Annotated in this window: 17 protein-coding genes; 3 read left to right on the forward strand and 14 right to left on the reverse strand. The window is 72.0% G+C overall.

Annotation, left to right across the window (positions count from 1 at the left end; genetic code table 11):
- The first annotated feature begins 84 nt into the window (after nt 1-84).
- Entirely contained in the window at nt 85-1,557 is a 1,473-nt protein-coding gene (locus ACHBTE_RS16270; RefSeq protein WP_394724718.1) for a hypothetical protein, read from the forward strand.
- A gap of 21 nt (nt 1,558-1,578) precedes the next feature.
- On the opposite strand, the gene ACHBTE_RS16275 is transcribed toward ACHBTE_RS16270, so the two are convergent.
- The 4 genes from ACHBTE_RS16275 to ACHBTE_RS16290 form a co-directional block, all read right to left on the reverse strand.
- The gene (locus ACHBTE_RS16275) at nt 1,579-3,240 is read right to left on the reverse strand and encodes a glycosyltransferase family 2 protein (protein WP_394724578.1); all 1,662 of its coding nucleotides are present in this window, start codon (nt 3,238-3,240) and stop codon (nt 1,579-1,581) included.
- The gene (locus tag ACHBTE_RS16280) at nt 3,237-5,516 is read right to left on the reverse strand and encodes a CDP-glycerol glycerophosphotransferase family protein (RefSeq protein WP_394724579.1); all 2,280 of its coding nucleotides are present in this window, start codon (nt 5,514-5,516) and stop codon (nt 3,237-3,239) included. The genes ACHBTE_RS16275 and ACHBTE_RS16280 overlap by 4 nt, the downstream gene beginning before the upstream one ends.
- 93 nt (nt 5,517-5,609) lie before the next feature.
- Nucleotides 5,610-6,488 (reverse strand): ABC transporter ATP-binding protein, encoded by an 879-nt coding sequence (locus tag ACHBTE_RS16285; RefSeq protein ID WP_394724580.1) that lies wholly within the window; start codon nt 6,486-6,488, stop codon nt 5,610-5,612.
- Nucleotides 6,481-7,425, reverse strand: coding sequence for an ABC transporter permease (locus tag ACHBTE_RS16290; protein WP_394724581.1), 945 nt, complete (start codon nt 7,423-7,425; stop codon nt 6,481-6,483). Before ACHBTE_RS16290 ends, ACHBTE_RS16285 begins: the two co-directional genes overlap by 8 nt.
- Before the next feature lie 251 nt (nt 7,426-7,676).
- On the opposite strand from ACHBTE_RS16290, the gene ACHBTE_RS16295 reads away from it, so the two are divergent.
- Nucleotides 7,677-8,303, forward strand: coding sequence for a TetR/AcrR family transcriptional regulator (locus ACHBTE_RS16295; RefSeq protein ID WP_394724582.1), 627 nt, complete (start codon nt 7,677-7,679; stop codon nt 8,301-8,303).
- Between the two features lie 97 nt (nt 8,304-8,400).
- Here the strand turns inward: ACHBTE_RS16295 and ACHBTE_RS16300 are convergent, their stop codons facing one another.
- The 4 genes from ACHBTE_RS16300 to ACHBTE_RS16315 form a co-directional block, all read right to left on the reverse strand.
- On the reverse strand, nt 8,401-9,378 hold the full coding sequence (locus ACHBTE_RS16300; RefSeq protein WP_394724583.1) for an ADP-ribosylglycohydrolase family protein: 978 nt from the start codon (nt 9,376-9,378) through the stop codon (nt 8,401-8,403).
- 15 nt (nt 9,379-9,393) lie between these two features.
- Nucleotides 9,394-10,374 carry a UDP-glucose 4-epimerase GalE gene (galE, locus tag ACHBTE_RS16305; RefSeq protein ID WP_394724584.1) on the reverse strand — a complete coding sequence of 327 codons (981 nt, stop codon included), beginning with the start codon at nt 10,372-10,374 and terminating at the stop codon, nt 9,394-9,396.
- A 52-nt stretch (nt 10,375-10,426) separates the two neighbouring features.
- A complete protein-coding gene (locus ACHBTE_RS16310) occupies nt 10,427-12,088 on the reverse strand; it encodes a glycosyltransferase family 2 protein (protein WP_394724585.1) in 1,662 nt (553 codons plus the stop codon).
- 132 nt (nt 12,089-12,220) lie between these two features.
- On the reverse strand, nt 12,221-12,697 hold the full coding sequence (locus ACHBTE_RS16315) for a MarR family winged helix-turn-helix transcriptional regulator (protein ID WP_394724586.1): 477 nt from the start codon (nt 12,695-12,697) through the stop codon (nt 12,221-12,223).
- A gap of 172 nt (nt 12,698-12,869) precedes the next feature.
- Between ACHBTE_RS16315 and ACHBTE_RS16320 the strand changes: the two genes are divergently transcribed.
- On the forward strand, nt 12,870-13,283 hold the full coding sequence (locus ACHBTE_RS16320) for an organic hydroperoxide resistance protein (RefSeq protein WP_394724587.1): 414 nt from the start codon (nt 12,870-12,872) through the stop codon (nt 13,281-13,283).
- 138 nt (nt 13,284-13,421) lie between these two features.
- Here ACHBTE_RS16320 and ACHBTE_RS16325 read toward each other — a convergent pair whose 3' ends face one another.
- From ACHBTE_RS16325 to ACHBTE_RS16350, 6 genes are all read right to left on the reverse strand, one after another.
- On the reverse strand, nt 13,422-15,035 hold the full coding sequence (locus tag ACHBTE_RS16325) for a hypothetical protein (protein WP_394724588.1): 1,614 nt from the start codon (nt 15,033-15,035) through the stop codon (nt 13,422-13,424).
- Nucleotides 15,036-15,085: 50 nt separating this feature from the next.
- Nucleotides 15,086-17,320, reverse strand: coding sequence for a CDP-glycerol glycerophosphotransferase family protein (locus ACHBTE_RS16330; RefSeq protein ID WP_394724589.1), 2,235 nt, complete (start codon nt 17,318-17,320; stop codon nt 15,086-15,088).
- A gap of 1 nt (nt 17,321) precedes the next feature.
- Nucleotides 17,322-19,523: a CDP-glycerol glycerophosphotransferase family protein gene (locus ACHBTE_RS16335; protein WP_394724590.1), complete on the reverse strand. Its 2,202-nt coding sequence runs from the start codon at nt 19,521-19,523 to the stop codon at nt 17,322-17,324.
- Between the two features lie 157 nt (nt 19,524-19,680).
- Entirely contained in the window at nt 19,681-21,945 is a 2,265-nt protein-coding gene (locus tag ACHBTE_RS16340; protein WP_394724591.1) for a CDP-glycerol glycerophosphotransferase family protein, read from the reverse strand.
- 167 nt (nt 21,946-22,112) lie between these two features.
- On the reverse strand, nt 22,113-23,024 hold the full coding sequence (locus ACHBTE_RS16345) for a carbohydrate ABC transporter permease (RefSeq protein ID WP_394724592.1): 912 nt from the start codon (nt 23,022-23,024) through the stop codon (nt 22,113-22,115).
- Entirely contained in the window at nt 23,021-24,367 is a 1,347-nt protein-coding gene (locus tag ACHBTE_RS16350) for a carbohydrate ABC transporter permease (protein WP_394724593.1), read from the reverse strand. The genes ACHBTE_RS16345 and ACHBTE_RS16350 overlap by 4 nt, the downstream gene beginning before the upstream one ends.
- Nucleotides 24,368-24,371: the final 4 nt, after the last annotated feature.

The raw sequence follows: 24,371 nt of genomic DNA on the forward strand, positions 1-24,371 counted from the left end.
CGTCCGGGCGCCCCGGGCTGGTGACAGTCCGGGGCGCTCGTGCGTTCGGGGCAAAACGGGACTTAAAGTGCTCGGGTGAGCACGATGCGGGCCACGCCGCACAGGACCACGGTCGTTCCGCAGGTCGCCTCCGCGCTGGTCGTCCTGCTGCTGCTTGTGGTGATCGTCCGGCTGCCGTGGGCCGGGGACCTCGGTATGCACGCGGCGACCGTCGAGCGCCTGCGACACGACCTCGTCGACCCCGGCAATCCGCTGGTCGACGCCGATACACCCAGCCCCTACTACTCGCCGTGGATGCTGGTCCTCGGGTGTCTCGCCCGGGTGACGGGACTGTCCGTCTTCGTCGTGCTGCGGATCGGCGCGATGGTCGGGCTCGGGCTGCTCGTCAGCGGCGTATGGCGGTACGTGCGGACGCTGAGCGCGCATCGGGGCGCGCCCGCGGTCGCCGCGCTGTGCCTGGTGTTCCTGTGGGGGACCTCGCTGTTCGCCTGGAGCGGGTTCCTCGGGCTGAACTCGCTGGCGCTGACGGTGTCGTATCCGAGTGTGTTCGCGTTGGGGCTGGCCTTTCACTTCTGGGCCTGGCTGGCGGGTGCGGTGCGTGCGATGGCTGGGTGGGGTGTCTGGGCCGGGCTCGGGGTGCTGTGGGCGGTGATCCTGCTGTGCCATCAGTTCTCCGGGGTGGTGGCCACGTTGGGCGCGCTGGCCACGGTGGTCGCGGCGCGGCCCGGGCGCGCGGAGTGGCCGAGGCTCGCAGGTGGGCTGGCGGTGGCGTCGGCGGCGGGCGTGGTGCTCCTGTGGGCGTGGCCGTACTACGACTTCTTCGCGCTGGCCGGGGCGGGGGCCGATCTGGAGGCGGTGCATCGGTCGCTGTACCGGGACTTGGCGGGCCGGTACTGGCTGGTGCTGCTCGGGGTCGTGGCGCTGGGGCTGCGGTGGTGGCGGGACCGGCTGGACCCGTTGGTGCTGTTCTTCGGGCTGGGCATGGCGGTCGTGGCGCTGGGGTGGGCGAGCGGGCACTACTCGTGGGGAAGGGCGCTGCCCGCGGTGGTGATCCCGGCGCAGATCGCCGCGGCGCTGGAGGTGCTGGAGGGGCGGCGCGCCCGGCGCGGGACATGGGCCGCAGTGCTGGCCGGGGCGCTGGTGGTGGGGGCGTGGACGCAGGTCGGGACGGTCGGGTACGTGGTGCCACGAGGGTCGTTGCCGGAGGCCGTCGCGGCGAAGTACCGGGAGCCCTGGCGGGGGTACCACTGGGTCACGCCGTGGGTGAGGTACGGGGACGTGGTCATGGCGCGGACGTTTCCGGCGCGGCAGCTCCCGGCGTACGGGGCGTACACGGTGGCGCCCGGCTACCCCGACTTCTTCCTGCCGGACGAGGGGGCGCGGCAGGCCGCGGTGCGGCGGTACTTCGAGGCGGGGACGCCGGAAGCCGTGCGGCGGGGGATCGTGGAGGAGTACCGGGTGCGGTGGGTGGTGGACCGGGGCGGGGTGCGCGATCCGGGGTTGCGGATGGTGACTTGGGGGCCGGACGGGCAGGTGCTGTACGAGGTGGTGCGGTGACGGGGCTGCCTGCCCGGTGTTCTAGCGCAGGGCGCTTCTGAGGAGGCGGGCCGCTCTTTTCACGCGGGGGCGGGCCAGGCGGCGGGCCAGGGGGTGGAGCAGTTTCGCACTGAGGCCCAGCGGCTGCCAGCGGATCTGGAGGCGGCCCGGGCCTCGGCCCTCCGGTTCGAGGGTGACGCGGTGCGGGGCCGCGCCGGCGTGGTAGTCGATGCGGGCGCTCAGGGAGGGGAAGGAGAGTGGGGCCAGGAGGACGGCCGTGTGGCGCAGGCCCTGGTGTTCGAGGCGGAGCAGCGGGTGTCGTACGCCGGCGAAGCCATGGCGGGGGACGGGGGCCGCAGTCAGGTCGAGGTGCACCTGGCCCTCGAAGACGCCGGGGCTGACGGGGGAGAGGCGGAACGGCACGGTGAGGCGGCGCCGGCCGGGGGTGAGGATCAGGCCGGCCCGCTGGGGGCCGACGGGGAGCCGCAGACCGGGGTCGTACGTGCGGATCGTGAGGTCGATCGAGGCGCCGGGGCCTCGGGTGAGTTCCGTGATCTCGTGCCGGAACTGGGCGCTGCGGAACGGGCGGGTGTCCAGCTCCAGGTCGGACAGCTCCAGTTCGCGGCGGGCCCAGTCGGTGGCCGGGATGCCGTCGCCCCAGTAGGTGTGGCCCTCCGTGTCCGCGGTCACCTGCCTCGGTGCCACGGCGCGGCCGAGGCCCCGGGCGGCCAGCCGGGCCTCGGCGAAGCGGCGTTCGCGGATCAGTTGCAGGACCACGCGTTCGGTACGGGGGAGCCGGGCGTAGGCGTTGGGGCTGAGGGTCTCCAGGTACGGGGTCGTGATGTCCGCGAAGGACGTCAGCCAGGCGTCGTCCCGGTACGGCAGGTCCCCGGCGTACATCCGGAAGTCGTGCTTGAGGAACTTGTAGTCCTTGTCCTCGCGCAGCGCGCCGTGCCCGCTCTCCACCAGGAAGTCGTCGATGAGGCGCTGCACATGGACACGGTCGCGGACGTTGTGAAGCTTGTGGCGCTGGTTGGAGATCGACGCCGCCTCCGTGTCGGCGAAGGGCGCGATGTGCCAGCGGTAGACCGGCTCCGGGATGATCGTGAACTCCTTGGCCAGGCAGTACGCCTGCGCCGTGAACAGTTGGTCCTCGTAGTGGATGCCCTCCGGGAACCGCAGGTCGTGGCGGTCCAGGAAGGCGCGGGCGTACATCTTGCTCGTCGACAGGTGCTCGAACAGCAGCCGGGGTTCGGACTCGATGCCCAGGACCGTGCGCCGCCCGGCGACCAGGTGCGGCATCCACTTCGTACGGCGCCCGCTGTCCTCGCGGACCCGTATCACCGCGCCCATGGCGAAGTCGATCTCCCGTTCGCGGTGGGCGGCCAGGAGCAGCTCCACGGCGTCGTCCATGAGCTCGTCGTCGCTGTCCAGGAACATCACGTACGGCGCCCTGGCGATCTCCACTGCACGGTTGCGCGGGGCGCTGCAACCACCGCTGTTCTCCGGCAGCCGCAGGTAACGGATGCGGGGATCCCGGGACGCCAACTCACGTGCCACTTGCGGTGTCTCGTCCGTCGAGTGGTCGTCGCTAATGATGATCTCGATGTCGGCATGCGTCTGCCGGCGCACCGACTCCACGGCCCGGGGGAGGCGTTCGGCGTCGTTGTAGACGATGACGGTCACCGTGACGTCCGGGGTCATACGGCCTCCCTCGGGCTCGGCGCCGGAGTGCGTCGCTCCAGCGGGATCACCGGCGGCAGGGCGTCCTCGCTCTCGCCCAGAAAGACGCGGCGTACGACGCGCTCGGCGGCCTGTCCGTCGTCGTACTCGCAGAATCGGCGCCGGAAGGCGGCCCGCGCCTTGCTCGCGCCCTCGTCGCGCCAGGCCTCGGTGGTGAGGATCTCGGTCAGCTCCTGCTGGGTGCGGGCCACCTGGCCGGGAGGCTCGGCCATCAGGTCGAAGTAGACGCCACGGGTGGAACGGTAGGTCTCCCAGTCGTCGGCGTACACGACGATCGGGCGGTCCAGGTTGGCGTAGTCGAACATGATGGACGAGTAGTCCGTGACCAGCGCGTCCGCGGCCAGGGACAGCTCCTCGACCGGGTCGTAGGCGGAGACGTCGATGATCCGCCCTGTGCGGCGCAGGGCGGTCAGCGGGGACGGGGTGCCGTCGTAGAAGTAGTGGCCGCGGATCAGCAGGACCGTGTCCTCGCCGAGGCTGTCGGCAAGGGTGGCGAGGTCCAGCCGGGGGGTCCAGCCGGCCTCGTAGTCGCGGTGGGTGGGGGCGTAGAGGATCGCGCGGTGCGTCGGGGGGATGCCGAGGCGGTCGCGGACGGCGCGGATGTCGGCGGCGGTGGCCGAGTAGAAGACGTCGTTGCGCGGATAGCCGTAGTCGAGCGAGGTGAAGCGGGACGGGTACGCCCGCTCCCACATCCGCGTCGAGTGGCTGTTCGCGGAGACGCTGTAGTCCCACTTGTCGATCCGGGCGAGGAGGGCCTGGAAGTCGAGGCCCTTGGCGGCGGCCGGGAACTCCATCTGGTCCACGCCCATGCGCTTGAGCGGGGTGCCGTGATGGGTCTGCAGGTGGACCGCGTCCGGGCGTTTCACGATCGCGTTCGGGTAGTTGACGTTGTTGACCAGGTACTTCGCCGTCGCCAGCACCTCGCGGTAGCGACGGGTGCCGGGGATCACATGGTCCGTGTGGGGCGGCAGCAGACACGCGTTCTCCGCGGTCACCACCCACACCGGGTGGATCTGCGGGGCGAGTTCGGTGAGCTTGGCGGCGATCGCCGCCGGGTTGCAGGCGACCCCGCGGTTCCAGTACGCCGAGAAGACGGCGAGGTTGGGATCGACCGGACGGGACAGCGATTTGCGGTAGTGCCGGTCACCGAAGGCGGCGGCGGCCTGGCGTCCCCGGGTCCGTACGGCCGCCTTCGTGGCGCGGCGGGCCCGGTTGGCGGCCTGGAAGGCGCGGTACCTGGTGTACGCGTTCTCCTCCAGGAGCGCTCGGCGGATGCCCTCGGGGCCCGCGGGGCGACGATGCCCGGGCGGGCGGTGCCGTACGGCGGCCTCGGACGCCCTGCGGAAGAACTCCCGGGCCGTGGCGTCCGGCATGCGGGTGCGGGCGAAGGTGCGCAGGCAGTCGCGGACCATGACGTCGTACAGGACGGCCTGGACGGGATCGGGGGCGGCGCCCGGGGTGGTGGGGGGAGCGGCCGGGGCGACCGGAGCGGTGGTGGTGGCGGTGGTGGTTGCGGTGGTGGTGGTGCGGTGCTGGGCGATCGTGAGGAGCGCCTCGTAGCGGTCGACGAGGGCGAAGTGCTGCTCGGGGGTGACCGGGGGGAGGCTCTCCGGGCGCAGCTCGCGGCTTTCGTACGCCACTTGGTTCAGGGCGGCGATGTGGTCGGCGAGGAGGAGCGTGGCGTAGGCCGCGAACGGCTCGTCGGGGGTGGTGAGTTCCGCTTCGTGCGCCTGCCAGAACGCGGTGCGCAGCGCGCGGTTGCCCAGGAGCGGGGTGACGCGCAGCGCGGTGCGGGCGACCGCGTCGAGGGGGTGGGCGGCGCGCCCCGAGCGGGCCAGACGGGGGCCGTCGTCGGAGGGGAGGAGCGAGGTCTCCCAGGTGGAACTCACGTGGTCGAAGAGGAGTACGTCGACCTCGTCGGGCAGGTCCGCGACGCGGTCGGCTACCAGGCGCGGGCCGCCGACGGGCAGGCCGTCCTTCGCGTGCACGAAGTGCAGCCAGCGGCCGGTGGCCCGGGCCGCCCCCGCCGACCGGGCCGCGGCGTCGTCCGTGCCGTCCGGCAGGGGCAGCACAAGAATCTCCGGCGCGTACGTCCGCGCCGCCTCGTGCGCCCAGGCGCCGACCGCGGCCACGATCACCTCGACGTCGGGGTGCGGATGGGCGGCCAGGGAGGCGAGGAGTCCGGTCAGCCGGTCCTGAGTGTTCGGCCCGTGGACGACGACGCTGAGCTCGGGCATCGCGGGGACTCCTTCACCTTCGTCATCGCTGCGGGGCACCCTGCTCGGCCATAGTGGCACTAATAGGGCGAAAGGGTGACCCTGGGTTGCGCCTCACGAGGGAACGGGAGCGGGCGCCGCCTGCGGTTCGGGCTGGGACTTGGGCTTCGGCTTCGGTTTCGGCTTGGTCACCTTGTCCCCGGTGAACGCCTCGTACTCCTTCAGGACCTCGTCCGTCGGCCCGTCCATGCGCAGTTCGCCGCGCTCCAGCCACAGCACGCGGTCACAGGTGTCGCGGATCGACTTGTTGTTGTGGCTGACCAGGAACACCGTGCCCGCGTGCTTGCGCAGTTCGCGGATCCGGGCCTCGGAGCGCTTCTGGAACGAACGGTCACCGGTGGCCAGCGCCTCGTCGATCAGCAGCACGTCGTGGTCCTTGGCCGCGGCGATCGAGAACCGCAGCCGGGCTGCCATGCCGGAGGAGTAGGTGCGCATCGGCAGGGTGATGAAGTCGCCCTTCTCGTTGATGCCGGAGAACTCGACGATCTCCTGGTAGCGCTCACGGATCTGCTCGCGGGACATGCCCATGGCCAGGCCGCCGAGGTGGACGTTGCGCTCGCCGGTGAGGTCGTTCATCAGGGCCGCGTTCACGCCGAGGAGGGAGGGCTGGCCGTCGGTGTAGATGTGGCCGTTCTCGACGGGGAGGAGGCCCGCGACCGCCTTGAGCAGGGTCGACTTGCCGGAGCCGTTGGTGCCGATGAGGCCGATGGCCTCGCCGCGGTACGCGGTGAAGGACACGTTCCTGACCGCGTGCACCTTGCGCACGCCGGCCGCCTTCTCGGTCTGCCTGCGGCGCAGGATGCGGTTGAGGGCGCCGGTCGCGGAGCCGCGGCCGGCGCCCGTGCCGTTGACGCGGTAGACGATGTCGACGCCGTCCGCGATGACGGTCGGGACCCTGTCGGCGGGGTGCTGCGGATTCGGGTTCTCAGCCACGGCCGTACGTCTCCTCAGCCTTCCAGAAGTAGATGAAGCCACCGACGCCGGCGAGCAGGGCCCAGCCGGTCGCGAGCGCCCACACGTGCGGGGGCAGCCGGCTCCCGTCGAAGCTGTCGATGAGGGCGAAGCGCATCAGGTCGATGTAGACGGCGGCCGGGTTGGCCTGGAGGGCCGAGGTCGCCCAGGACGGCCAGTCCGTGTGCTTGCTCATCATGTGGGTGATGCTGAACATCCCGCCCGACGCGTACATCCAGGTGCGCAGCAGGAACGGCATCAGCTGGGCGATGTCCGGCGTCCTGGCGCCCATCCTGGCCACGATCATCGCCAGGCCCGTGTTGAAGGTGAACTGGAGCACCAGCGCCGGGACCGCCAGCATCCAGGAGGCGGCGACCGGGACGCCGAAGCAGAGCAGGATCACGACCAGCGCCGCCATCGAGAACAGCAGCTGCTGGAGCTGCTGGAGGCAGAAGGAGATCGGCAGCGCGGCCCGCGGGAAGTGCAGGGCTCGCACCAGGCCCAGGTTTCCGGAGATCGCGCGGGTGCCCGCCATGATCGAGCTCTGCGTGAAGGTCCAGACGAACACGCCGGTCACCAGGAACGGGATGTAGTCCGGCACGCCCCGGCTGGTGTCCATCAGCTCGCCGAAGATGAAGTAGTACACCGCCGCGTTCAGCAACGGCGTCAGCACCTGCCACACCTGGCCGAGCTTGGCCTGGCTGTACTGGGCGGTGAGTTTGGCGGTGGAGAACGCGGCGATGAAGTGGCGGCGGGCCCACAGCAGGCGGATGTACTCGGGCGGCGAAGGGCGGGCGCCGCTGACCGAGAGGCCATGGCGCGCTGCGAGGGCCGCGAGACCGGCGCCGGGCTCGGGAGGGGTGGGCGCCTCAACGGGGGTGGGGGGTGGTGGGGGCGGTGTGTGGAGGGCCTGGGTCACAGCCGCTGCTTTCGTTCGGGGGAGGGGACTGGTCGCCGTTCGTCGAACGTTTTCGTCGGTACCTCTTCACGGCGTTCTCTTACGTCGGGACGGACCCGTATCGTCGCAACGCGAGCGTAGGCCGAGTTGGCGTCGGAACGCAACCGTTTCGTCGTTACGGGCCGGTGAGGGCGTGCGCGTATCGTCGTGAGGACGGACCCGGATTGTCGTAAGGACGGACCCGTATCGTCGCTACGCCCTATGCTGGCCGCATGACGACCAACGCCGGCCAACCCCAGACGCCCCCGCGCCGCCGACCCCCCGCCGGAGCCGCCGTGCTCCGCGAGGACGTGACCGAAGCCATCCGGGCGGCAGTCTTCGAGGAGTTGGCGGCGGTCGGCTACGCGCGGATGTCGATCGAGGGCATCGCGCGCCGCGCGGGCGTCGGCAAGACCGCGGTGTACCGGCGCTGGCGCTCCAAGCTGCACCTGGTGCTCGACGTGGTGTCGGCGGTCGCCGTCATGGGCCTGCCCACGCCGAACACGGGCTCCCTGGAGGGCGACCTGCGGATGCTGTACGAGGTGACCTCGCGCGCCCTGCGTCACCCCGTGGTCTCGCAGATCATCCCCGACCTCCAGGCCGAGGCGGCCCGCAATCCCGAGATCGCGGAGGCGCTGCAGAAGGCGTTGGAGCAGGGCCAGGAGGGGGTCGCCAGCAAGATCCTGGTCGGGGCGGAGCAGCGCGGCGAGGTGCGCATGGGCCTCGACGACGAGCTGGCGCTCGACCTGATCTCGGGCCCTCTGTACTGGCGGCTGGTGGTGGCCCGCAGCCCGAGGCTCCCCAAGGGCTATCTGGACGCCCTGGCCAGGTCGACGACGCAGGCCCTCAAGGCGCTGTGAGCCCGCTCAGCCGCCCACCCCACTTGCTCAGCCGCTCACCCCACCTGCTCAGCCGCTCACCCTGCTTGTTCAGCCGCCCACCTCACCTGCTCAGCCGTCAGCCCCTGAGCCGCTCGTCCCGCTCGCTGAGCCGCCCCGCGAGCTCCGTCAAGTCCGCCACCCGCAACACCCGTTCACCGGAACCCGGCAGCGGGACGTGCAGGACCGCGGTCCATCGCTCCGGTACGGCGGCGATGCCGTACACGGCTCCGGCCAGGCCGCCGGTCACGGCGGCCACCGTGTCCGTGTCGCCGCCGAGGTCGATGGCGGCGCGTACGGCGTCCTCGTACGAGGAAGTGGTGCGCAGCGCCCAGACGGCGGAGCCGAGGCAGGGCCATGCAGCGCCGTTGAACTCCGTGGCGTCGTCGGGGTGCCAGCCGGGGGCGAGGACGACGGCGTAGCGCTCGCGGTGGTCCGGGTGAACCGCGTCGAGGATGTCGGGGAGCGCGGCCAGTGGGTCGGCGCCGGCAAGCGCGATCCGCACCGCCTCGTGGAAGACGGCGGTGCCTTCCCACGCCGCACGGTCCCCGTGGGTGAGAGCCGCGAGGCGCCGGGCGGCGTCCATGGTGGCGTCGCGGCCCTGGCTCGCGAAATACACGGCTGAGGTGGCGGCTCGCATCAACGCGCCGTTGCCCGCCGCCCGTTGATTCGTCTGGAAGTGCAGTGCGGCGGCCAGGTCCCAGGGGTCGCCGCTGCTCAGCACGGCCTCCGTCTGAAGACCGATGTCCTTCGGCCCGGCGGCTGCCCAGCGCTGGAACCGACGGAAGGCGTCGGCAGGGTCGAGCCCGCCGCACTCCAGCAGCGACTCGCCGACGAGTACGGCCATCTGCGTGTCGTCGGTCGCCTCGCCCGGCTCCCAGCCGCCGCCCCCGCACATCTCCCCGCCCCTGCCCGGCTCGGGAAAACGCCCCGAGAAGGCGCCTTCCGGGCCGAACTCGAAGGGCGCGCCCAGAGCGTCACCGACAGCGGACCCGATGACAGCGCCGAGGGCGCGCTCGAAACGACGGGGCTCGGTGACGCGGTGGGGCTCGGTCATGCCCGCGAGGCTACGTCAGCTGCGGGCCGCCTCCGGGTGCAGGCGCAGCCAGCCCTCCCAGGCCGACGCGATCATGTCCTGCACGTCGTGCTTGGCCTTCCAGTCCAGCTCGGTGGCGATGCGGTCGGCGGCGGCGACGACGCGGGCCGGGTCGCCGGGGCGGCGCGGGGTGACCGTCGGGGGGCGGTCGTAGCCGGTGACGGCGTTGACGAGGTCGATCATCTCGCGGACCGAAACGCCTTCGCCCCGGCCGATGTTGAGGGTGAGGTCGTGGCCGGGGGAGGACTGCAGGGCGCGGGCCACGGCCACATGGGCGTCGGCGAGGTCGACCACGTGGATGTAGTCGCGAATGCAGGTGCCGTCGGGGGTCGGGTAGTCGTCGCCGAAGATGCGCGGCGGCGCGTTCTGGGTCAGCTTCTCGAACACCATGGGGATGAGGTTGAAGACGCCGACGTCGGCGAGGTCCGCGGTGGCCGCGCCCGCCACGTTGAAGTAGCGCAGCGACGCCGTGGACAGACCCGTGGCGCGGCCGGTCGCCCGGACCAGCCACTCGCCGGCCAGCTTCGTCTCGCCGTACGGCGACATTGGCACGCACGGCGTCTCCTCGGTCACCAGGTCCACGTCCGGCATGCCGTAGACCGCCGCGGAGGAGGAGAAGACGAAGGACAGGACGTCCGCCGCCGTCACCGCTTCCAGCAGGACGCGCAGGCCCTCGATGTTCTCGCGGTAGTAGTGCAGTGGGAGGTCGACCGACTCGCCGACCTGCTTCTTCGCCGCGAGGTGGACGACCCCGGTGACGCGGTGCTCCGTGAGGGCGCGGGCGACGCGCTCGCCGTCCAGGATCGAGCCGACGACGAGCGGGACGCCGTCCGGCACGCGCTCGGCGACACCGGTGGACAGGTCGTCGTAGACCACGGCCTGCTCGCCCGCCTCGGTCATCGCGCGTACGACGTGCGCTCCGATGTAACCGGCGCCGCCGGTGATCAGCCAGGTCATGTGCGGCCGTCCCCTCGTCAGTGGCCCTGTGTCGCCCGTGGTGGCTCCAGTGTCAGTGAAGCAGGCGGTGGAGTCTGGCACGGCTCACTGACATGACTCCGCGTAGACCGGGTGCCACGCGCAGTGCCAGGGCGCCGGAGTGTGTGGCGTGGGGATGGGCGAGTACGACCGTGTGGTGTGCGCCGAGCACGGCGCGGCGGCGCAGCAGGCCGGCGCCCGTGACCGCGTGTGCCGTCACCTCGCGCTGCGCGCCGTCCGCGAAGACCACCCGTAGGCGAAGGTCCCACGCGCCGGGCCCGGACCTGCCGAACACCGACCAGTGCACCGTGGTCTGCGCCGACCACACCCCCCTGGCCGCACGCACGAGCCCCACCCGCGTACGCGGACCCGCCACCCGCCCCGTCTCCCGGCACCGCCACTCCACCTCCAGGGCCTCGGGGCCGGCCTGCGCCACCCGCCCGTACAGCTCGTGCAGGCCCAGCCTGAGCTGTGCGGTACGCGCGCGTGGGCGCAGTTCCGCGTCGACCGCGAGGGGGAGGAGCCGGAGCGGGCGGGTCAGCAGCGGCTCCAGGGTGACCTGGGGGAGGTCGGCCGACCAGACGGGGGTGCCGTCGGCGGTGCGGGCGTAGGGCGGGAGGAGGCGGGCGGGGCGGGAGGCGAGGTCCCTGAGGCGGGGCAGGTCGCGGGGCTCGGGGGAGGCCAGGACGACACGGCCGATGAGGCGGCCGGGTGCGGTGGGGTTGCGGGCCCAGTCGGAGGCGTCGTACTCGGCGAGGTGTGTGCGGGTGTGGGCCCACCAGGCGCGTTGGTAGTCCCGGTCGTGCAGGCTCAGCTCGCGTGCGTACATGCGCAGTTCGTGGTCGAGGAACTTGGCGCGCGCCTCCCTGGCCAGCTCCTTGCGGCCGGCGCCCAGCAGGATCCCGTACGCCTGCCGGCTCGCCTCCGTGCGCGCCCGCCAGTTGGAGATGTCCGCTCGGTCCAGGGAGATAGACAGCCGGCCGGCGGAGCGGCGCACATGCCAGACGTACACCCGGTCCGGGACGAGGGCGATGCGGGGGCCGGCGGCGAGCAGGCGCGCGGTGAACACGAAGTCCTCGTAGGGGAAGCGGCCTTCGGGGAAGCGGATGCCGTTCTCGCGCAGGAAGCCGGTGCGGTAGAGCTTGTTGACGCAGAGGGTGTCGTGGACCAGGCGCGGGCGCTGCGCGGGGCGCTCGACGACGGCGTGCTCGGCGTAGAGCGATCCCTGCCACGGCACTTCGCGCCCCCCGGGCAGTTCCCGCCGCACACACAGCCCGCTCGCCACCTCCGCGCCCGCCCGCATGACCGCCGCGAGCAGCGCGTCCACCGCGCCGGGTGGCAGGACGTCGTCGCTGTCCAGGAACATCACGTACGGCGATGTCACCCGGTCGAGCCCGGTGTTGCGGGGGCTGCCGCAGCCGCCGCTGTTGGTCCGGCGCCGGACTACCGTCAGGCGTGGCTCGGATGCGGCGAGCCGGGTGAGCAGCTCCGCGCTGTCGTCCGTCGAGCAGTCGTCGACGGCGACGACCTCCCGCACGGCCGGGCCCTGGGCCAGCGCCGAGCGGACGGCGGTCGTCACGTGCGCGGCGTCGTTGTAGCCGATGACGACGATGCCGACGCCGACGCCGCCGGGCCCGATGTCCGGGGTGGCGGCGGGGGCGGGGGCGGGGACGGCGGTGGTCCGGGGGAGGTTCATCACAGCGAGCGTAAGCCGGATGAAAGCCTCATTTCGGGTGATACGCCGCCATGCCGATGTTGTCAGATGAAAATCCACCCATGAACCCGCTCATGCGGGCGAATCGGCGACCCGGCGAATCGGCGACCCGGCTCACACCCCCTGCGCCCGCGCCTCCTCCAGCGCCGCGGCGTCCAGAGCCTCGGTGAGCTGGTCCAGCCGTGCCCGCAGCGCGCGGATCTCCTCCACCTCGAAGCCCGTCGCCGCGGCGATCCGGCGTGGCACCTGTAGGGCCCGCTCGCGCAGTGCGGCCCCCTCCTCCGTCAGCCGCACCTCCACGGAGCGCTCGTCGCGGACGCTGCGCTCCCGGTGCACCAGGCCCGCCGCCTCCAGCCGCTTGAGCAGCGGCGAGAGGGTGCCGGAGTCGAGGCGCAGGTGCTCGCCGAGCTTCTTCACGGGGAGGTCGCCGTGCTCCCACAGCACCAGCATCGCCAGGTACTGCGGATAGGTCAGGCCGAGGTCCTTGAGCACCACGCGGTAGACGCCGCCGAAGGCGCGCGACGCGGCGTTCAGGGAGAAGCAGATCTGCTGGTCGAGGCGGAGCCAGTCGGCCGCGGGCGTGGTCGTCATGGCTCCAGGGTAGCTCGTGCTCGTCATTTAGTTGTGCGCAATTGAGTTGTGTGCTCTACTTGTGGTCGTGCGGTGGCCCCGGACCGAACGGGGGCCGGCCGCACCACCACGACGGCGAGTAGCCAGGTCACGCCTGCCGACTCGTCCCGACTTCCGAGAGGAATGGTTTTCCATGGACGCGCTCTACACCGCTGTCGCCACCGCCACCCACGGCCGCGAGGGCCGCGCCGTCTCCAACGACGGCAAGATCGACCTCGCGCTGGGCATGCCGGTGGAGCTGGGCGGCAACGGGCAGGGCACCAACCCGGAGCAGCTCTTCGCCGCCGGGTACGCCGCCTGCTTCGGCAGCGCGCTCGGCCTCGTCGGCCGGCAGGCCAAGGTCGACGTGTCCGAGGCCGCCGTGACCGCCGAGGTCGGCATCGGTAAGCAGGGTGAGGGCTTCGGCCTCGCCGTCACCCTCCGGGTCGAGCTCCCCGACACCCTGGACGAGGCGACCGGCCGCAAGCTGGTCGAGCAGGCCCACCAGGTCTGCCCCTACTCCAACGCCACCCGCGGCAACATCCCGGTCGACCTCGTCATCGAGTAGGACCGCACGCGGTCATCGGCCGAACCCGGCGCCGGAGCCTCCGCGGAGCCCGGCGCCGCAGCCGTCCCGCTCCCCACCGCACACGCCGTCCCGCGCCCCACCGCACAAGCCGCCGGACAGCCACCGCCCCGCCTCACCTCACCCCCCGATCCGCGCCAGCACCTCCCCCGTCTCCTCGCTCCAGGCCACCACCACCGCCTCCTCCGGCACCCGCTTCCACCGCGTCAGCAGCAGCCATCGGGCGTCATGGCGCCGGGCGATCGCGGTGCGCTCGGCTCGGGTGGAGGTAGGGGCGAGGTAGGCGCGGACGTCGGCGAGGCGGCGAACGCGTTCGTGGTCGTCGAGGGCGGGGTCGGGCCAGATCGGAGCGGCGAGGTTCGGGCCGTAGCCGGGGATGGAGCGGGGGGCGAAGTGGCCGTCGGAGATCACCACCTCGCCCTTGCCCACATGCCGTGCCACCCACGTGTACGACGGCCACTGCGACGGCTGTTCCAGCCCGAAGGGATCCAGCGCGCGCGGCACCACGGCCCCGCCCTGCACGGTGAGGAACCCGACGCACGCCCCGACGGCCGCCGCCCCGCCCAGCGCCCGGCGTGCCCTGCCCCACGGCCGGGGCGCCGCCAGTTCGACGGCGAGCGCGAACTGCAACGGCACCAGGGTGAGCCCGAGGATCCTGCCGTAGGTGTAGTGGCCGCTGACCCAGCCGTACGCCACGACCAGACAGTCGAGGGCGAACAGCAGCACCAGCGGGTCCCGCCAGGTGCCGCGGCGCCATCGCGCCCACAGCGCCGGCAACCCCAGCAGCGCCAGCCAGAACTGGCCGGGGAGCCGCTCGTACAGCTGCCGGTGGATGCCGTCCACGCTGCTGTCACCGGCCAGCGCGAACACATCGAAGTAGGGCCAGGAGGCGGCGACCAGCACCGCCGCACCCGCCGTCACCCCCCAGCGCACCACGACGGCGACTCCCCACCCCCGCTGCCACCCGGCGACGAACGCCACCGCCCCCAGCGCCGCCGCCACCGCGGTGATCGGATGGATGAGCAGGATCAGCCCGTACAGCGAGCCGATCCCCGCGTACCCGGCGAGACCCGGCAGCCCGCTCGGACCGATGTACCGCACCGCCCCCCGCTTCTGCCCCTGCCCCCGTGCCCGCGCCCCCGTCAGCGCCCAGGCCCAGAAGGTGAGCCCGATGGCGAACGCCGAGGGGTAGGCGAGATTCCCCGTCATCGACATCAGGCTCAGGTAGCCGCTCCACCAGGCCCGCTCGGTCCCCCACAGCAGCGTCATCGCCCCCAGTGCCAGCACCGGCGCCCATGGTCTCGGCGTGAGCACCCGCACGAGGCGGCCGACGCCGGTCAGCAGGACGAGCAGGTTCAGCGGGCCGGCCAGCCGCACCGTCTCCCAGCCGCCCAGCCCCGTCAGCCGGGCGAACGCGCCCTGCGCCACCGAGTACGGCGAGTAGTACGGGCTGCCCGCGCCCGGCAGGTCCGCCATCGGATGCCGAGGGTGGAGCAGGGAGACCTTCAGGCGCTCCACCACCGCCGCGTGCTGACCGGCGTCGCAGCACAGCGGAACGGCCCAGTACGCCAGCAGTATCACCAGGAGGAACAGCAGGCCGACGGCCTGGTACGGCGTCGGACGCCAACTGCCGCCGCCGCGCAGCGCACTCGCTCCGCGCACGGTCCTCCGGACGAGGACACCGACAGCGGCGCCCGCGGCTCTGGTCGTGGAGGTTGTGTGGGTTTGAGGCATTTGCCGTATGTTCCCGGCCGGGTCGACCGGGTCAACGGCTTTGCCTCACGTCACCTCATCGAGTGAGCCCGCCCGGTGGCCGGGGCCGGCACCCGCCGCGCCCCGTCCGGATGCTCCGGCATCCGCTCACCCAGCATCAGCGTCCGCACGACCCGTTCCGCGGCCAACCCGTCGTCGAACTCGCAGAACCGCTCCCGGAACCCGGCCCGCAGCCGCTCCGACTCCCCGTCCCGCCAGGCCCCCGACGCGAACAACCAAGCCAACTCCCGGTAGGAGCACGCCACATGACCCGGCGCCTCGGCCGTGATGTCGAAATAGGCGCCCCGACTCGCCGCGTACGCGCCCCAGTCGTCGGCGTGGACCACGATCGGCCGGTCCAGGTTGGCGTAGTCGAACATCAGGGCGGAGTAGTCGGTGACCAGGACGTCCGCGGCCAGCATCACGTCCTCCACATGCGGCTCGTCCGTCGCGTCGATCAGCACGCCCCGCCGGTGCAGATCGGCCAGCCCCGCCCCGCGTGCCGTGCCCTTCGCCAGCGACGGATGCAGCCGTACGACGAGGGTGTGGCCCGCACCCAGATCCGCGGCGAGGCGGGCCAGGTCGATCCGGTCGACGTGGCCGCCCCGGCGGTAGTCGCGGCGGGTCGGCGCGTACAGCACCACGGTGTGCCCGGCGGGGACGCCGAGCCGGGCGCGGGCCGCCTCGGTGGCCGCGGGTCCCGCGGTGACCAGCCGGTCGTTGCGCGGGCTCCCGGTCCGCAGCGAGGTGAAGTGGCAGGGATAGGCCCGCTCCCACACCAGCTCCGAGTGCCGGTTGGCGACCAGGCTGTAGTCCCAGCGGTCCGCGCGCCACAGCATCTTCGGCACGTCGAAGCCGTGCCGGGCGCCGGGCTTGGTCAGCAGATCCGCCGCCATGTACTTCAGCGGGGTGCCCTGGTGGGTCTGGATGTGGACGCTGCCGGGGCGCTTGGTCAGGGTGCCCGGCCAGTTGACGTTGTTCACCCAGTACGTGGCCCGAGCCATGACCTCGTGGTAGCGCCGCGAGCCCGGTGTGACGAACTCGATGCCGTCCGGCAGCTCGTCCACGGCGTCCTCCCGGACCACCCACACGCCCCTGATGTCCGGGGCGATCTCGCGGGCCTTGGCATGGATCGCCGCCGGATCGCCCAGCACACCGCGGTGCGAGAACGCCGAGTAGACCGCGAGCCGCGGATCGAGCGGCAGCTTCGACCCGGCCGTGTACCAGGCACGTCCGGCCCGCTGGGACACCGCTCGCGTCACCCGCCGCTTGCCCTTCCCGGCCACCTCACGCAGATCGCGCAGACCGCGCGCCACCGCGTACGACGCGTACGGAGCCGTCGCCAGCAGCCGCATCTCCGTGCCGCGCCACCCCGGCGGCGGGGTGAAGCCCTCGGGGAGCCGGCGGGCGTGGAAGGAACGGATCTCGCGGTAGAAGGCCGGGCGGTCCGCGGGGCGCACCCGGTCCTCGCGGGCCAGCACGAACAGCATGTGGTCCAGCGCCCGTTCGAACAGCAGCGGTCGCGCCCACGCCAGGTCCGGACGCTCCTGAAGGAACGCGAACAGGCCCTCGTACTGCGGGAAGATGTCGAAGTGCCGCCGGCCCGGCGTCTTGGTGATCGCGCCCTGCCGGCGCTGCCGGTACTCGACTCCGATCCGCTCCAGGCAGGCGATGCGGTCGGCGAGCACCATCGAGCGGTAGGTGACGGGCGCGTCCTCGTACAGGCCCGGTGCGTAGCGCAGCTCGTGCTCGAGGAAGAACTCACGGCGGTACGCCTTGTTCCAGGCGACCAGGAACAGATGCAGGTACTCGGGGTGCTCGCGGACGCGGAAGGTGTCCGTGCCGGCCGCCGCCAGCAGGTCCGCCGCCGTGCTGCGGCCACCGCGGCCCCACCAGTGCGTGCGGACGTGGTCGAAGACCAGGATGTCCGGGTCTTCGGCGCCCTCCAGACGGGCCGCCACCGCGGCCAGCAGGCCCGGGGTGTAGGAGTCGTCACTGTCGAGGAACAGGACGTAGTCGCCGCTCGCCTGCTCCAGACCGGCGTTGCGGGCCCGGCCGAGGCCGACGTTCTCCGGCAGGTGCAGCACACGCACGCGTGCGTCGCGCTCGGCGTAGTCGTCCAGGATGGCGGGGCAGCCGTCGGGGGAGCGGTCGTCGACGGCGATCAGCTCGAAGTCGCCGTAGGACTGCCCGAGCACCGAGTCCAGGCACTCCCGCAGAAAGCCCTGCACCTTGAAGACGGGGACGATGATGCTGAAGCGGGGCATGTCAGTTCCTCACGAGGGTCGTCGCGGCGGGGGCGGGGCTGCGCTCGGCGAGCGGGATCACCGGCGGCAGCGCCTCGGGCGGCTCGCCCAGCAGCACCCGGCGTACGACACGCTCGGCGGCGCGTCCGTCGTCGAACTGACAGAACCGCTCCCGGAACGCGGCGCGCAGCGCCCCGGCCTCCTCGTCCGCCCATGAGCCGTCGCGGAAGACGGCCGCCAGCTCCTCGGGTGTGCGGGTCACCCGGCCCGGCGGGGACTTCATCAGGTCGAAGTAGACGCCCCGCAGCTCCCGGTAGACGTCCCAGTCGTCCGCGTACACCACGATCGGCCGGTCCAGGTTGGCGTAGTCGAACATGATCGACGAGTAGTCGGTGATCAGCGCGTCGGCGGCAAGGCACACGTCCTCGGTGCTGAGATGGCCGGTGACGTCGATGATCCGGCCGGTGCCGCGGGCGGTACCCCGGTCGTAGAAGTAGTGGGCGCGCAGCAGCACGACGTACTCGTCGCCGATCTCCTCGCACAGCGCCTCGAGGTCGAGGCCGGTCTCGAAGCCGGTGGCGTGGTCGCGGTGCGTGGGCGCGTAGAGCAGGGCCTTCTTGCCCTCGGGGACGCCGAGTTCACGGCGCACCCTGGTGACGTCGTCGGCGGTCGCCGTGCAGTAGACGTCGTTGCGCGGATAGCCGTACTCCAGGGGCTCGTGCGCCGAGGGGAAGGCGCTCTCCCACATCTCGGTGGAGTGCCGGTTGGAGGTCAGGTTGTAGTCCCAGCGGTCCACTCGGGCCAGCAGCCTGGCGAAGCTGCCGGTCGCCGCGGCCACCACGGGGTACGTCGACTGGTCGGCGCCCATCTTCTTCAGCGGGGTGCCGTGCTGCGTCGACAGATGCACGCTGCCCGGGCGTTTGACGACGGCGTCCGCGAAGTTGGCGTTGTTGATCAGGTACGTGGCGCGGGCCAGTACGTCCCAGTACTTGCGGCTGCCGATGACGGCGTACTCCACGTCCTCGGGCACCCGGCCGACGGCGTCCGGCTCGACCAGGAACACCGAGCGCCGATGCGGGGCGAGTTCGCGCGCCTTGGCGTGGATCGCGGCCGGGTTGCAGAGGTAGCCGCGGCCCCAGTAGGCGCAGTACACGGCGAGGTTGGGATCCAGCGGGCGGCGCAGCTGCCACCGGTAGCGCAGCCGGGTGCGCAGCCCGCGCGGCCGGGGCACCGCACAAGCGACCCGCGCCGCGAGCTGGTTGACGCCGCGCAGCGCCCGGAACGCCCCGTACGCGCCGCGCGCGAGCAGCCGGTGCTGCACCCCGAGACTGCCGCCGGGCATCCGGAACCCGGCCGGCCGGTACCGCCGGTACAGCCCGCCCGCCCGGCGGAAGAAAGCGCGCCGCCCGCGCGGCAGCCGCCGTGGCCGGGCCGCGGTCTTCAGCACGGCCGCGAAGAGCTGCTCGAACAGCCGCCCGAACCGGTCCCCGGGCAGCTCCTGCCCGGCGGCATGCGCGAGCAGCGCCTCGACCTGGTCGAGCAGCTCGAAGTGATGCTCACCGGGAAGGCTGAGCCGGTTCCCCTGCCGCCGCAGCAGATGCCGTACGACGACCTGACGCAGCACCGCCATGCGCTCGGCCGCCAGCGCGACCAGGCCGCCGAACCCGATGTCGGTGAAGTGGCCGGCGGGGAAGGAGAGCTGCCGCTCGGTGAGGAAGGCCCGCCGGTAGGCCGCGCTCCACGCCGGGAGCTCGACGCCCGTCAGCCCGGGGGCGAGCGCGGGCGGGAAGGCCCCGCGCGGCGCCCGCGCCAGCACCGGGGCCGCCGGGTTGGTCGGCTCGCCCACCCACCACGGCGTCCGCTCGTGCTCGAAGTACAGGACGTCCACGTCACCGGTCTCGTCCAGCCGGGCGTCCAGCGCGGCGAGCGCCCCCGGCACCAGCTCGTCGTCGCCGTCCAGGAACAGCACCCAGTCGCCGAGCGCCGCCCGCAGCCCGGCGTTGCGCGCCCCGGCCGCGCCGTCCGTCGGCGGCGAGGTCACCGGCGCCACCCGGCAGTCCCGCTCGGCGTACCGGGCGGCGACGGCCGCCGCCGGGCAGTCGGCGGCGTCGCAGACCGGGATCAGCTCGAAGTCGCCGAAGGACTGGGCGAGGACCGAGTCCAGCGCCTGGGACAGCCGGCCCGCGACCCCATGGGACGGAACGATGATGCTGAAGCGGGGCATACTGCTCTCTCTGTCGTGATCGTGTCGACGGCCGGGCCGGCCTCAGCCGGTGCGCCGGCGACCGGGCCGCCCCGCAGGACGCCAGGTGGGCGGGCGGCTCGGCGTGGGCCGTGACGGGCTGGAGGGCATGTGGACTCCTCTTCCGTGAGAACGGCGCTCAGAGACTCTCGGTGACGGGCACCGGACGGGCCGGTTGCGGCACACCGCCCCGCGGGGACTGCGCGAGCGACGCGGCGACCGCCGACGGCACCGGGTGACGCATGTCCAGCGGCACGACGGGCGGGACACCCCGCTCACCCAGCACCACATGGCGTACGACCCGCTCGGCGGCGCGTCCGTCGTCGTACGGGCAGAAGCGCTCCCGGAACGCCGCGCGCAGCTCGGCGGAGCGCGAGCCGCGCCAGTGGCCGGTGGCGAAGATGTCGATCAGCTCGTCCTCGCTGCGCGCCACCGCGCCCGGCGGGAAGGTGCGCAGGTCGACATAGGTGCCGCGGGCCGCCTCGTACGCCTCCCGGTCGTCGGTGTGCAGCACGATCGGCCGGTCCAGGTTGGCGTAGTCGAACATGATCGACGAATAGTCGGTGACCAGCGCGTCCGAGGCGAGGCACAGCGACTCCACGCTCGGGTGGTCGGAGACATCGATCACCTGGCCGCCGCCGGCGGCGAGGGGACCGCCATGGCGGTGGTGGGCGCGGGCCAGCACGACGAAGCCGGGTCCGAGCGTGCGCGTCACGTGGTGCAGGGCGAGAGTGGTGCGCTGGGTGCGGTGGTAGTCGCGGTAGGTGGGGGCGTAGAGGATCGCCACCGCGCCCTCGGGGATGCCGAGGGACTCGCGGATGCGGGCGACGTCCGCCGAAGTCGCCTGCTGGAAGGGGTCGTTGCGTGGCGAGCCGTACTCCAGGGTGGTGTAGTCGCCGGGGTGCACACGCTCCCAGGTCAGGGTGGAGTGGCGGTTGCCGGACAGGACGTAGTCCCACTTGTCGACGTCGTCGAGGAGGTCGTCGAAGTCCGTGTCCGCCGCGGCTGCCGGGCGTTCGCGCAGGTCGACGCCCATGTGCTTGAGCGGGGTGCCCTGCCGGGTCTGGACGAGGACCTGGCCGCGCCGCTTGACCAGACGGCGGTCGAACTCGGCGTTGTGCACGAGGTACTTGGAGCGGGCCAGGGCCGTCCAGTACGCCGCCGTCCCCGGACGCAGCCGACGGGTGCCGGGCGGGACCGAGCCGTCCTGCCCGGCACCCGCGACCCAGGCGGTGCGGATACGCGGGGCGTGCGCGCGGAACGCCTGCTCCAGGGCGCCCGGGTTGCAGCCGTGGCCGCGGACGCCATGGGCGGCGAAGACGGCGCGGTCGGCACGGACCGGGAGACAGCGCTGAAGGCGGTAGTGCAGCCGCAGGACGCCGGAACGCACGCCCTTCAGCAGGCGGTTGGTGACCTTGGCGGTGCGGCGGATCAGGGACGCCGTCAGCCGCAGGACCCGGTAGGTGCGGTGCAGGCCCAGACGGACCAGGGTGTGATGCAGCCGGCTGCGCAGCGCGACGGGGACACCGGGGGCGCGGTGGCGGCGGTAGCGCGTGCGCGCCATGCGCAGGAACTCGGCGCGGCTGCGGCGTGGAAGCCGGTCCGGGCGGGCGAACACCACCACGAAGTGGTCGACCATCCGGCGGAACAACAGCGGGCGCCACCGGTCGAGTTCGGGGTTCTTGTCGACGTAGGCGAAGACTCGGTCGTACTGCTCGAAGATGTCGAAGTGCCGTGGGCTGACCGTGCCGAGGATGCCGCCCCGGCGGCGCTGGCGGTAGTGCACGCACACCCGGTCCAGGGTCGCGATGGACTGCGCCGTCATCAGGATCGGGTACGTCCAGGGCGTGTCCTCGTAGTACCCGGTCGGGAACGTGAAGCCTTCCTCCTCGACGAAGTCCCGCCGGTACGCCTTGTTCCAGGCGACCATCAGCAGCCGCAGCAGACCCGGCCGGTCCGCCAGCCGGAACGGCACCGGGCCCTGCTCGCTGAGCTGGGGGGCGGCCTGGTTGCGGACCGTCTCGCCGTTCCAGAAGGTGCGCGCGTAGTCGTAGACCAGGACTTCCGGGTCGCCGGTCTCCTTCAGCCGGTCGGCGATCGCCTGCAGGGCGTCGGGGGTGAGGGTGTCGTCGCTGTCGAGGAAGATCAGGTAGTCACCGGTGGCCTCGGCCATACCGGCGTTGCGGGCGCGCCCCAGACCCTGGTTCTGCTCGAGGTGCACGGCGCGCACCCGCGGGTCACGGGCCGCGACTTCGTCGATGATCGCGCCGCAGGCGTCCGGCGAGCAGTCGTCGACGGCGATCAGTTCCAGATCGGAGTACGACTGCGAGAGCACCGAATCCAGGCACTCGTGAAGATACGCCTGAACCTTGTACGCGGGGACAATGACACTGAACCTGGGCACGGGACATCCACTGGGTCGACCTGGGCGGTGGGGGCTGTCGCCCTGCCGGGAACGGCCAATGGAGTGACTTGGTTACGCCTGCGTACGGCATACGGGGGACGGGCCGCGAACGGCGCGGGGGCGGACCGCGGTGCCGGCCCGCCCCCTCAAAGGCACTGCCCGCACGGCTACTTGACCGCGCCCGCCATCACGCCGGACACGAACTGCCGCTGGAAGGCGAAGAACACGACCAGCGGGATCACCATGGAGATGAACGCGCCGGGCGCCAGGACGTCGATGTTGTTGCCGAACTGCCGTACCTGGGTCTGCAACGCCACCGTGATCGGCTGGCTCCCGGAATCCGTGAAGATCAGCGCGACCAGCATGTCGTTCCACACCCACAGGAACTGGAAGATGCCGAGCGCGGCGATCGCCGGCCCGCCCAGCGGCATCACGACGCGGAAGAACAGCCGCAGTTCACCGGCGCCGTCCAGCCGGGCCGCCTCCAGCAGCTCCCGTGGGATCTCCGCGAAGAAGTTCCGCAGCAGGAACACGGCGAACGGCAGACCGAAGCCGACGTGGAAGAGGATCACGCCGATCAGGGAACCGAAGATGCCGATGTTGCCGAACAGTTCGGCGATCGGGATCAGCGCCACCTGCACCGGCACCACCAGCAGACCGACCACGCCCAGGAACCACCAGTCGCGGCCCGGGAACTCCATCCACGCGAACGCGTATCCCGCGAGCGAGCCGATCATGACGACGAGGACCGTCGCCGGGACCGTGATCAGCACGGTGTTGAGGATCGAGTCGGTGATGTCGGGGTTGCTCAGCAGCTTGTCGTAGCTGTCGAAGGTGAGTTGGGCGGGCTCGCTGAAGACCTCCCACCAGCCGCTCGCCGTCATCTCCTCCGGCGGGCGGAGGGAGGACAGCAGCAGCCCGATCGTCGGGACCAGCCAGAACAGGCCCACGACGATCAGGAACACGCGTACCAGCCCGCCGCTGACGAACGAGACGAGCCGGGCCCCGAGGGACTGTTCGGCCCCGGCGCTCGACGGCGACCCGGGCGTCCCCTTGCCGACACCGGCGTCCGCACTCATCGCCGCACCTCCCGCCTGAGCCTACGGATGTTGAACCACATCACCGGGATCACCAGCAGCAGCAGGAACACCGCGATGGCGCTCGCGACGCCCGGCTGGTCCTCGGAGAAGCCCTTGCGGTACAGCTCCAGCGCGAGGACGTTCGCGTCGTCCTGGGAGGAGCCCGGGGCGATGATGAAGACCAGGTCGAAGATCTTCAGGACGTTGATCATCAGGGTCACGGTGACGACCGCGAGGACCGGCGCCAGCAGCGGCACCGTGACTCTGCGGAACACCTGCCACTCGTTGGCACCGTCGACCCGGGCCGCCTCCAGCAGATCCCGGGGAATGCCCGCCAGCCCGGCCGCGATCAGCACCATCGCGAAACCGGCCCACATCCAGATGTACGACCCGATGATGGCCGGTGTGACGAGGGACGGACCGAGCCAGTCCAGGCCGTTGTACGGCTCCTTGAAGTTGTCCGGCGGCAGCCGCAGCTGTGCCCCGTCGGCGGCGGCCGGCAGCGTGAACGTGCCGTCGTCGGCGGCCTTGGTGGAGGCCACGACCTTGCCGTCCTTGACGGCCTCGATCTGCATGCCGGGATAGCCCAGCTCGGCCGGGTCGACGCCGCCGAGGGTGCCGACGCCCTTGCCGCGCGTGAAGTCCTGCCAGGTGGTGCCGGTGACCTTGTCCGGCTCCGGCTTCGCCTGGACGGCCCTCGCGGCGTCGTCCGGCATCTGGTCGGGGGCCACGCCCACCAGGGGCAGATCGACCGGGGTGCCGGCGCTGACGGTGGCCTTGGTGATGAAACCTCCGCCGGGCGCCGCCTCGAGGGGCGAGTCCCGCCCCGGGTGGGCCTTCGGGAACGCGGACGCCTGCGCGAACGTGTCGTGGACACCCACCCACACCGCGTTCGCCACGCCCTTGTCCGGGTCCTGGTCGTACACGAGCCGGAAGATGATGCCGGCCGCCAGCATCGAGATCGCCATCGGCATGAAGACGACCAGCTTGAACGCCGTACCCCAGCGCACCCGTTCGGTGAGCACCGCGAAGATCAGACCCAGCGCGGTGGCGATCGTCGGGGCGAACACCACCCAGATGATGTTGTTCTTCAGGGCGGTACGGATGCCGTCGTCGGTGAAGAGCGCCTGGTAGTTGTCGAATCCGGCGAAGCCGTCGCCCGACTGGTCGTAGAAGCTGCGGGCGACCGAGTACCCGATCGGGTAGACCACGAGCGCACCGAGCAGCACGAGCGCGGGCAGCAGGAACAGCGCCGCCATCGTCCTGCGTGTGCCGGTCACACTCTTGCGCGACTTGGGTGCGGCAGGGGTCTTGGAGACCCCTGCCGCTTCCGGCGACGCCATGGCG

Origin of the sequence: Streptomyces sp. M41 (genome assembly GCF_043673425.1) — a bacterium.
In the GTDB taxonomy this organism is placed as follows: domain Bacteria; phylum Actinomycetota; class Actinomycetes; order Streptomycetales; family Streptomycetaceae; genus Streptomyces.

Excerpts from the sequence above, each read along its gene's own strand:
- ACHBTE_RS16275 (WP_394724578.1), bottom strand. The coding sequence starts at position 3,240 with ATGACCCCGGACGTCACGGTGACCGTCATCGTCTACAACGACGCCGAA.
- ACHBTE_RS16295 (WP_394724582.1), top strand. The coding sequence starts at position 7,677 with ATGACGACCAACGCCGGCCAACCCCAGACGCCCCCGCGCCGCCGACCC.
- ACHBTE_RS16350 (WP_394724593.1), bottom strand. The coding sequence starts at position 24,367 with ATGGCGTCGCCGGAAGCGGCAGGGGTCTCCAAGACCCCTGCCGCACCC.
- galE (WP_394724584.1), bottom strand. The coding sequence starts at position 10,374 with ATGACCTGGCTGATCACCGGCGGCGCCGGTTACATCGGAGCGCACGTC.
- ACHBTE_RS16320 (WP_394724587.1), top strand. The coding sequence starts at position 12,870 with ATGGACGCGCTCTACACCGCTGTCGCCACCGCCACCCACGGCCGCGAG.
- ACHBTE_RS16270 (WP_394724718.1), top strand. The coding sequence starts at position 85 with ATGCGGGCCACGCCGCACAGGACCACGGTCGTTCCGCAGGTCGCCTCC.
- ACHBTE_RS16325 (WP_394724588.1), bottom strand. The coding sequence starts at position 15,035 with ATGCCTCAAACCCACACAACCTCCACGACCAGAGCCGCGGGCGCCGCT.
- ACHBTE_RS16330 (WP_394724589.1), bottom strand. The coding sequence starts at position 17,320 with ATGCCCCGCTTCAGCATCATCGTCCCCGTCTTCAAGGTGCAGGGCTTT.
- ACHBTE_RS16345 (WP_394724592.1), bottom strand. The coding sequence starts at position 23,024 with ATGAGTGCGGACGCCGGTGTCGGCAAGGGGACGCCCGGGTCGCCGTCG.
- ACHBTE_RS16315 (WP_394724586.1), bottom strand. The coding sequence starts at position 12,697 with ATGACGACCACGCCCGCGGCCGACTGGCTCCGCCTCGACCAGCAGATC.
- ACHBTE_RS16335 (WP_394724590.1), bottom strand. The coding sequence starts at position 19,523 with ATGCCCCGCTTCAGCATCATCGTTCCGTCCCATGGGGTCGCGGGCCGG.
- ACHBTE_RS16310 (WP_394724585.1), bottom strand. The coding sequence starts at position 12,088 with ATGAACCTCCCCCGGACCACCGCCGTCCCCGCCCCCGCCCCCGCCGCC.
- ACHBTE_RS16300 (WP_394724583.1), bottom strand. The coding sequence starts at position 9,378 with ATGACCGAGCCCCACCGCGTCACCGAGCCCCGTCGTTTCGAGCGCGCC.
- ACHBTE_RS16280 (WP_394724579.1), bottom strand. The coding sequence starts at position 5,516 with ATGCCCGAGCTCAGCGTCGTCGTCCACGGGCCGAACACTCAGGACCGG.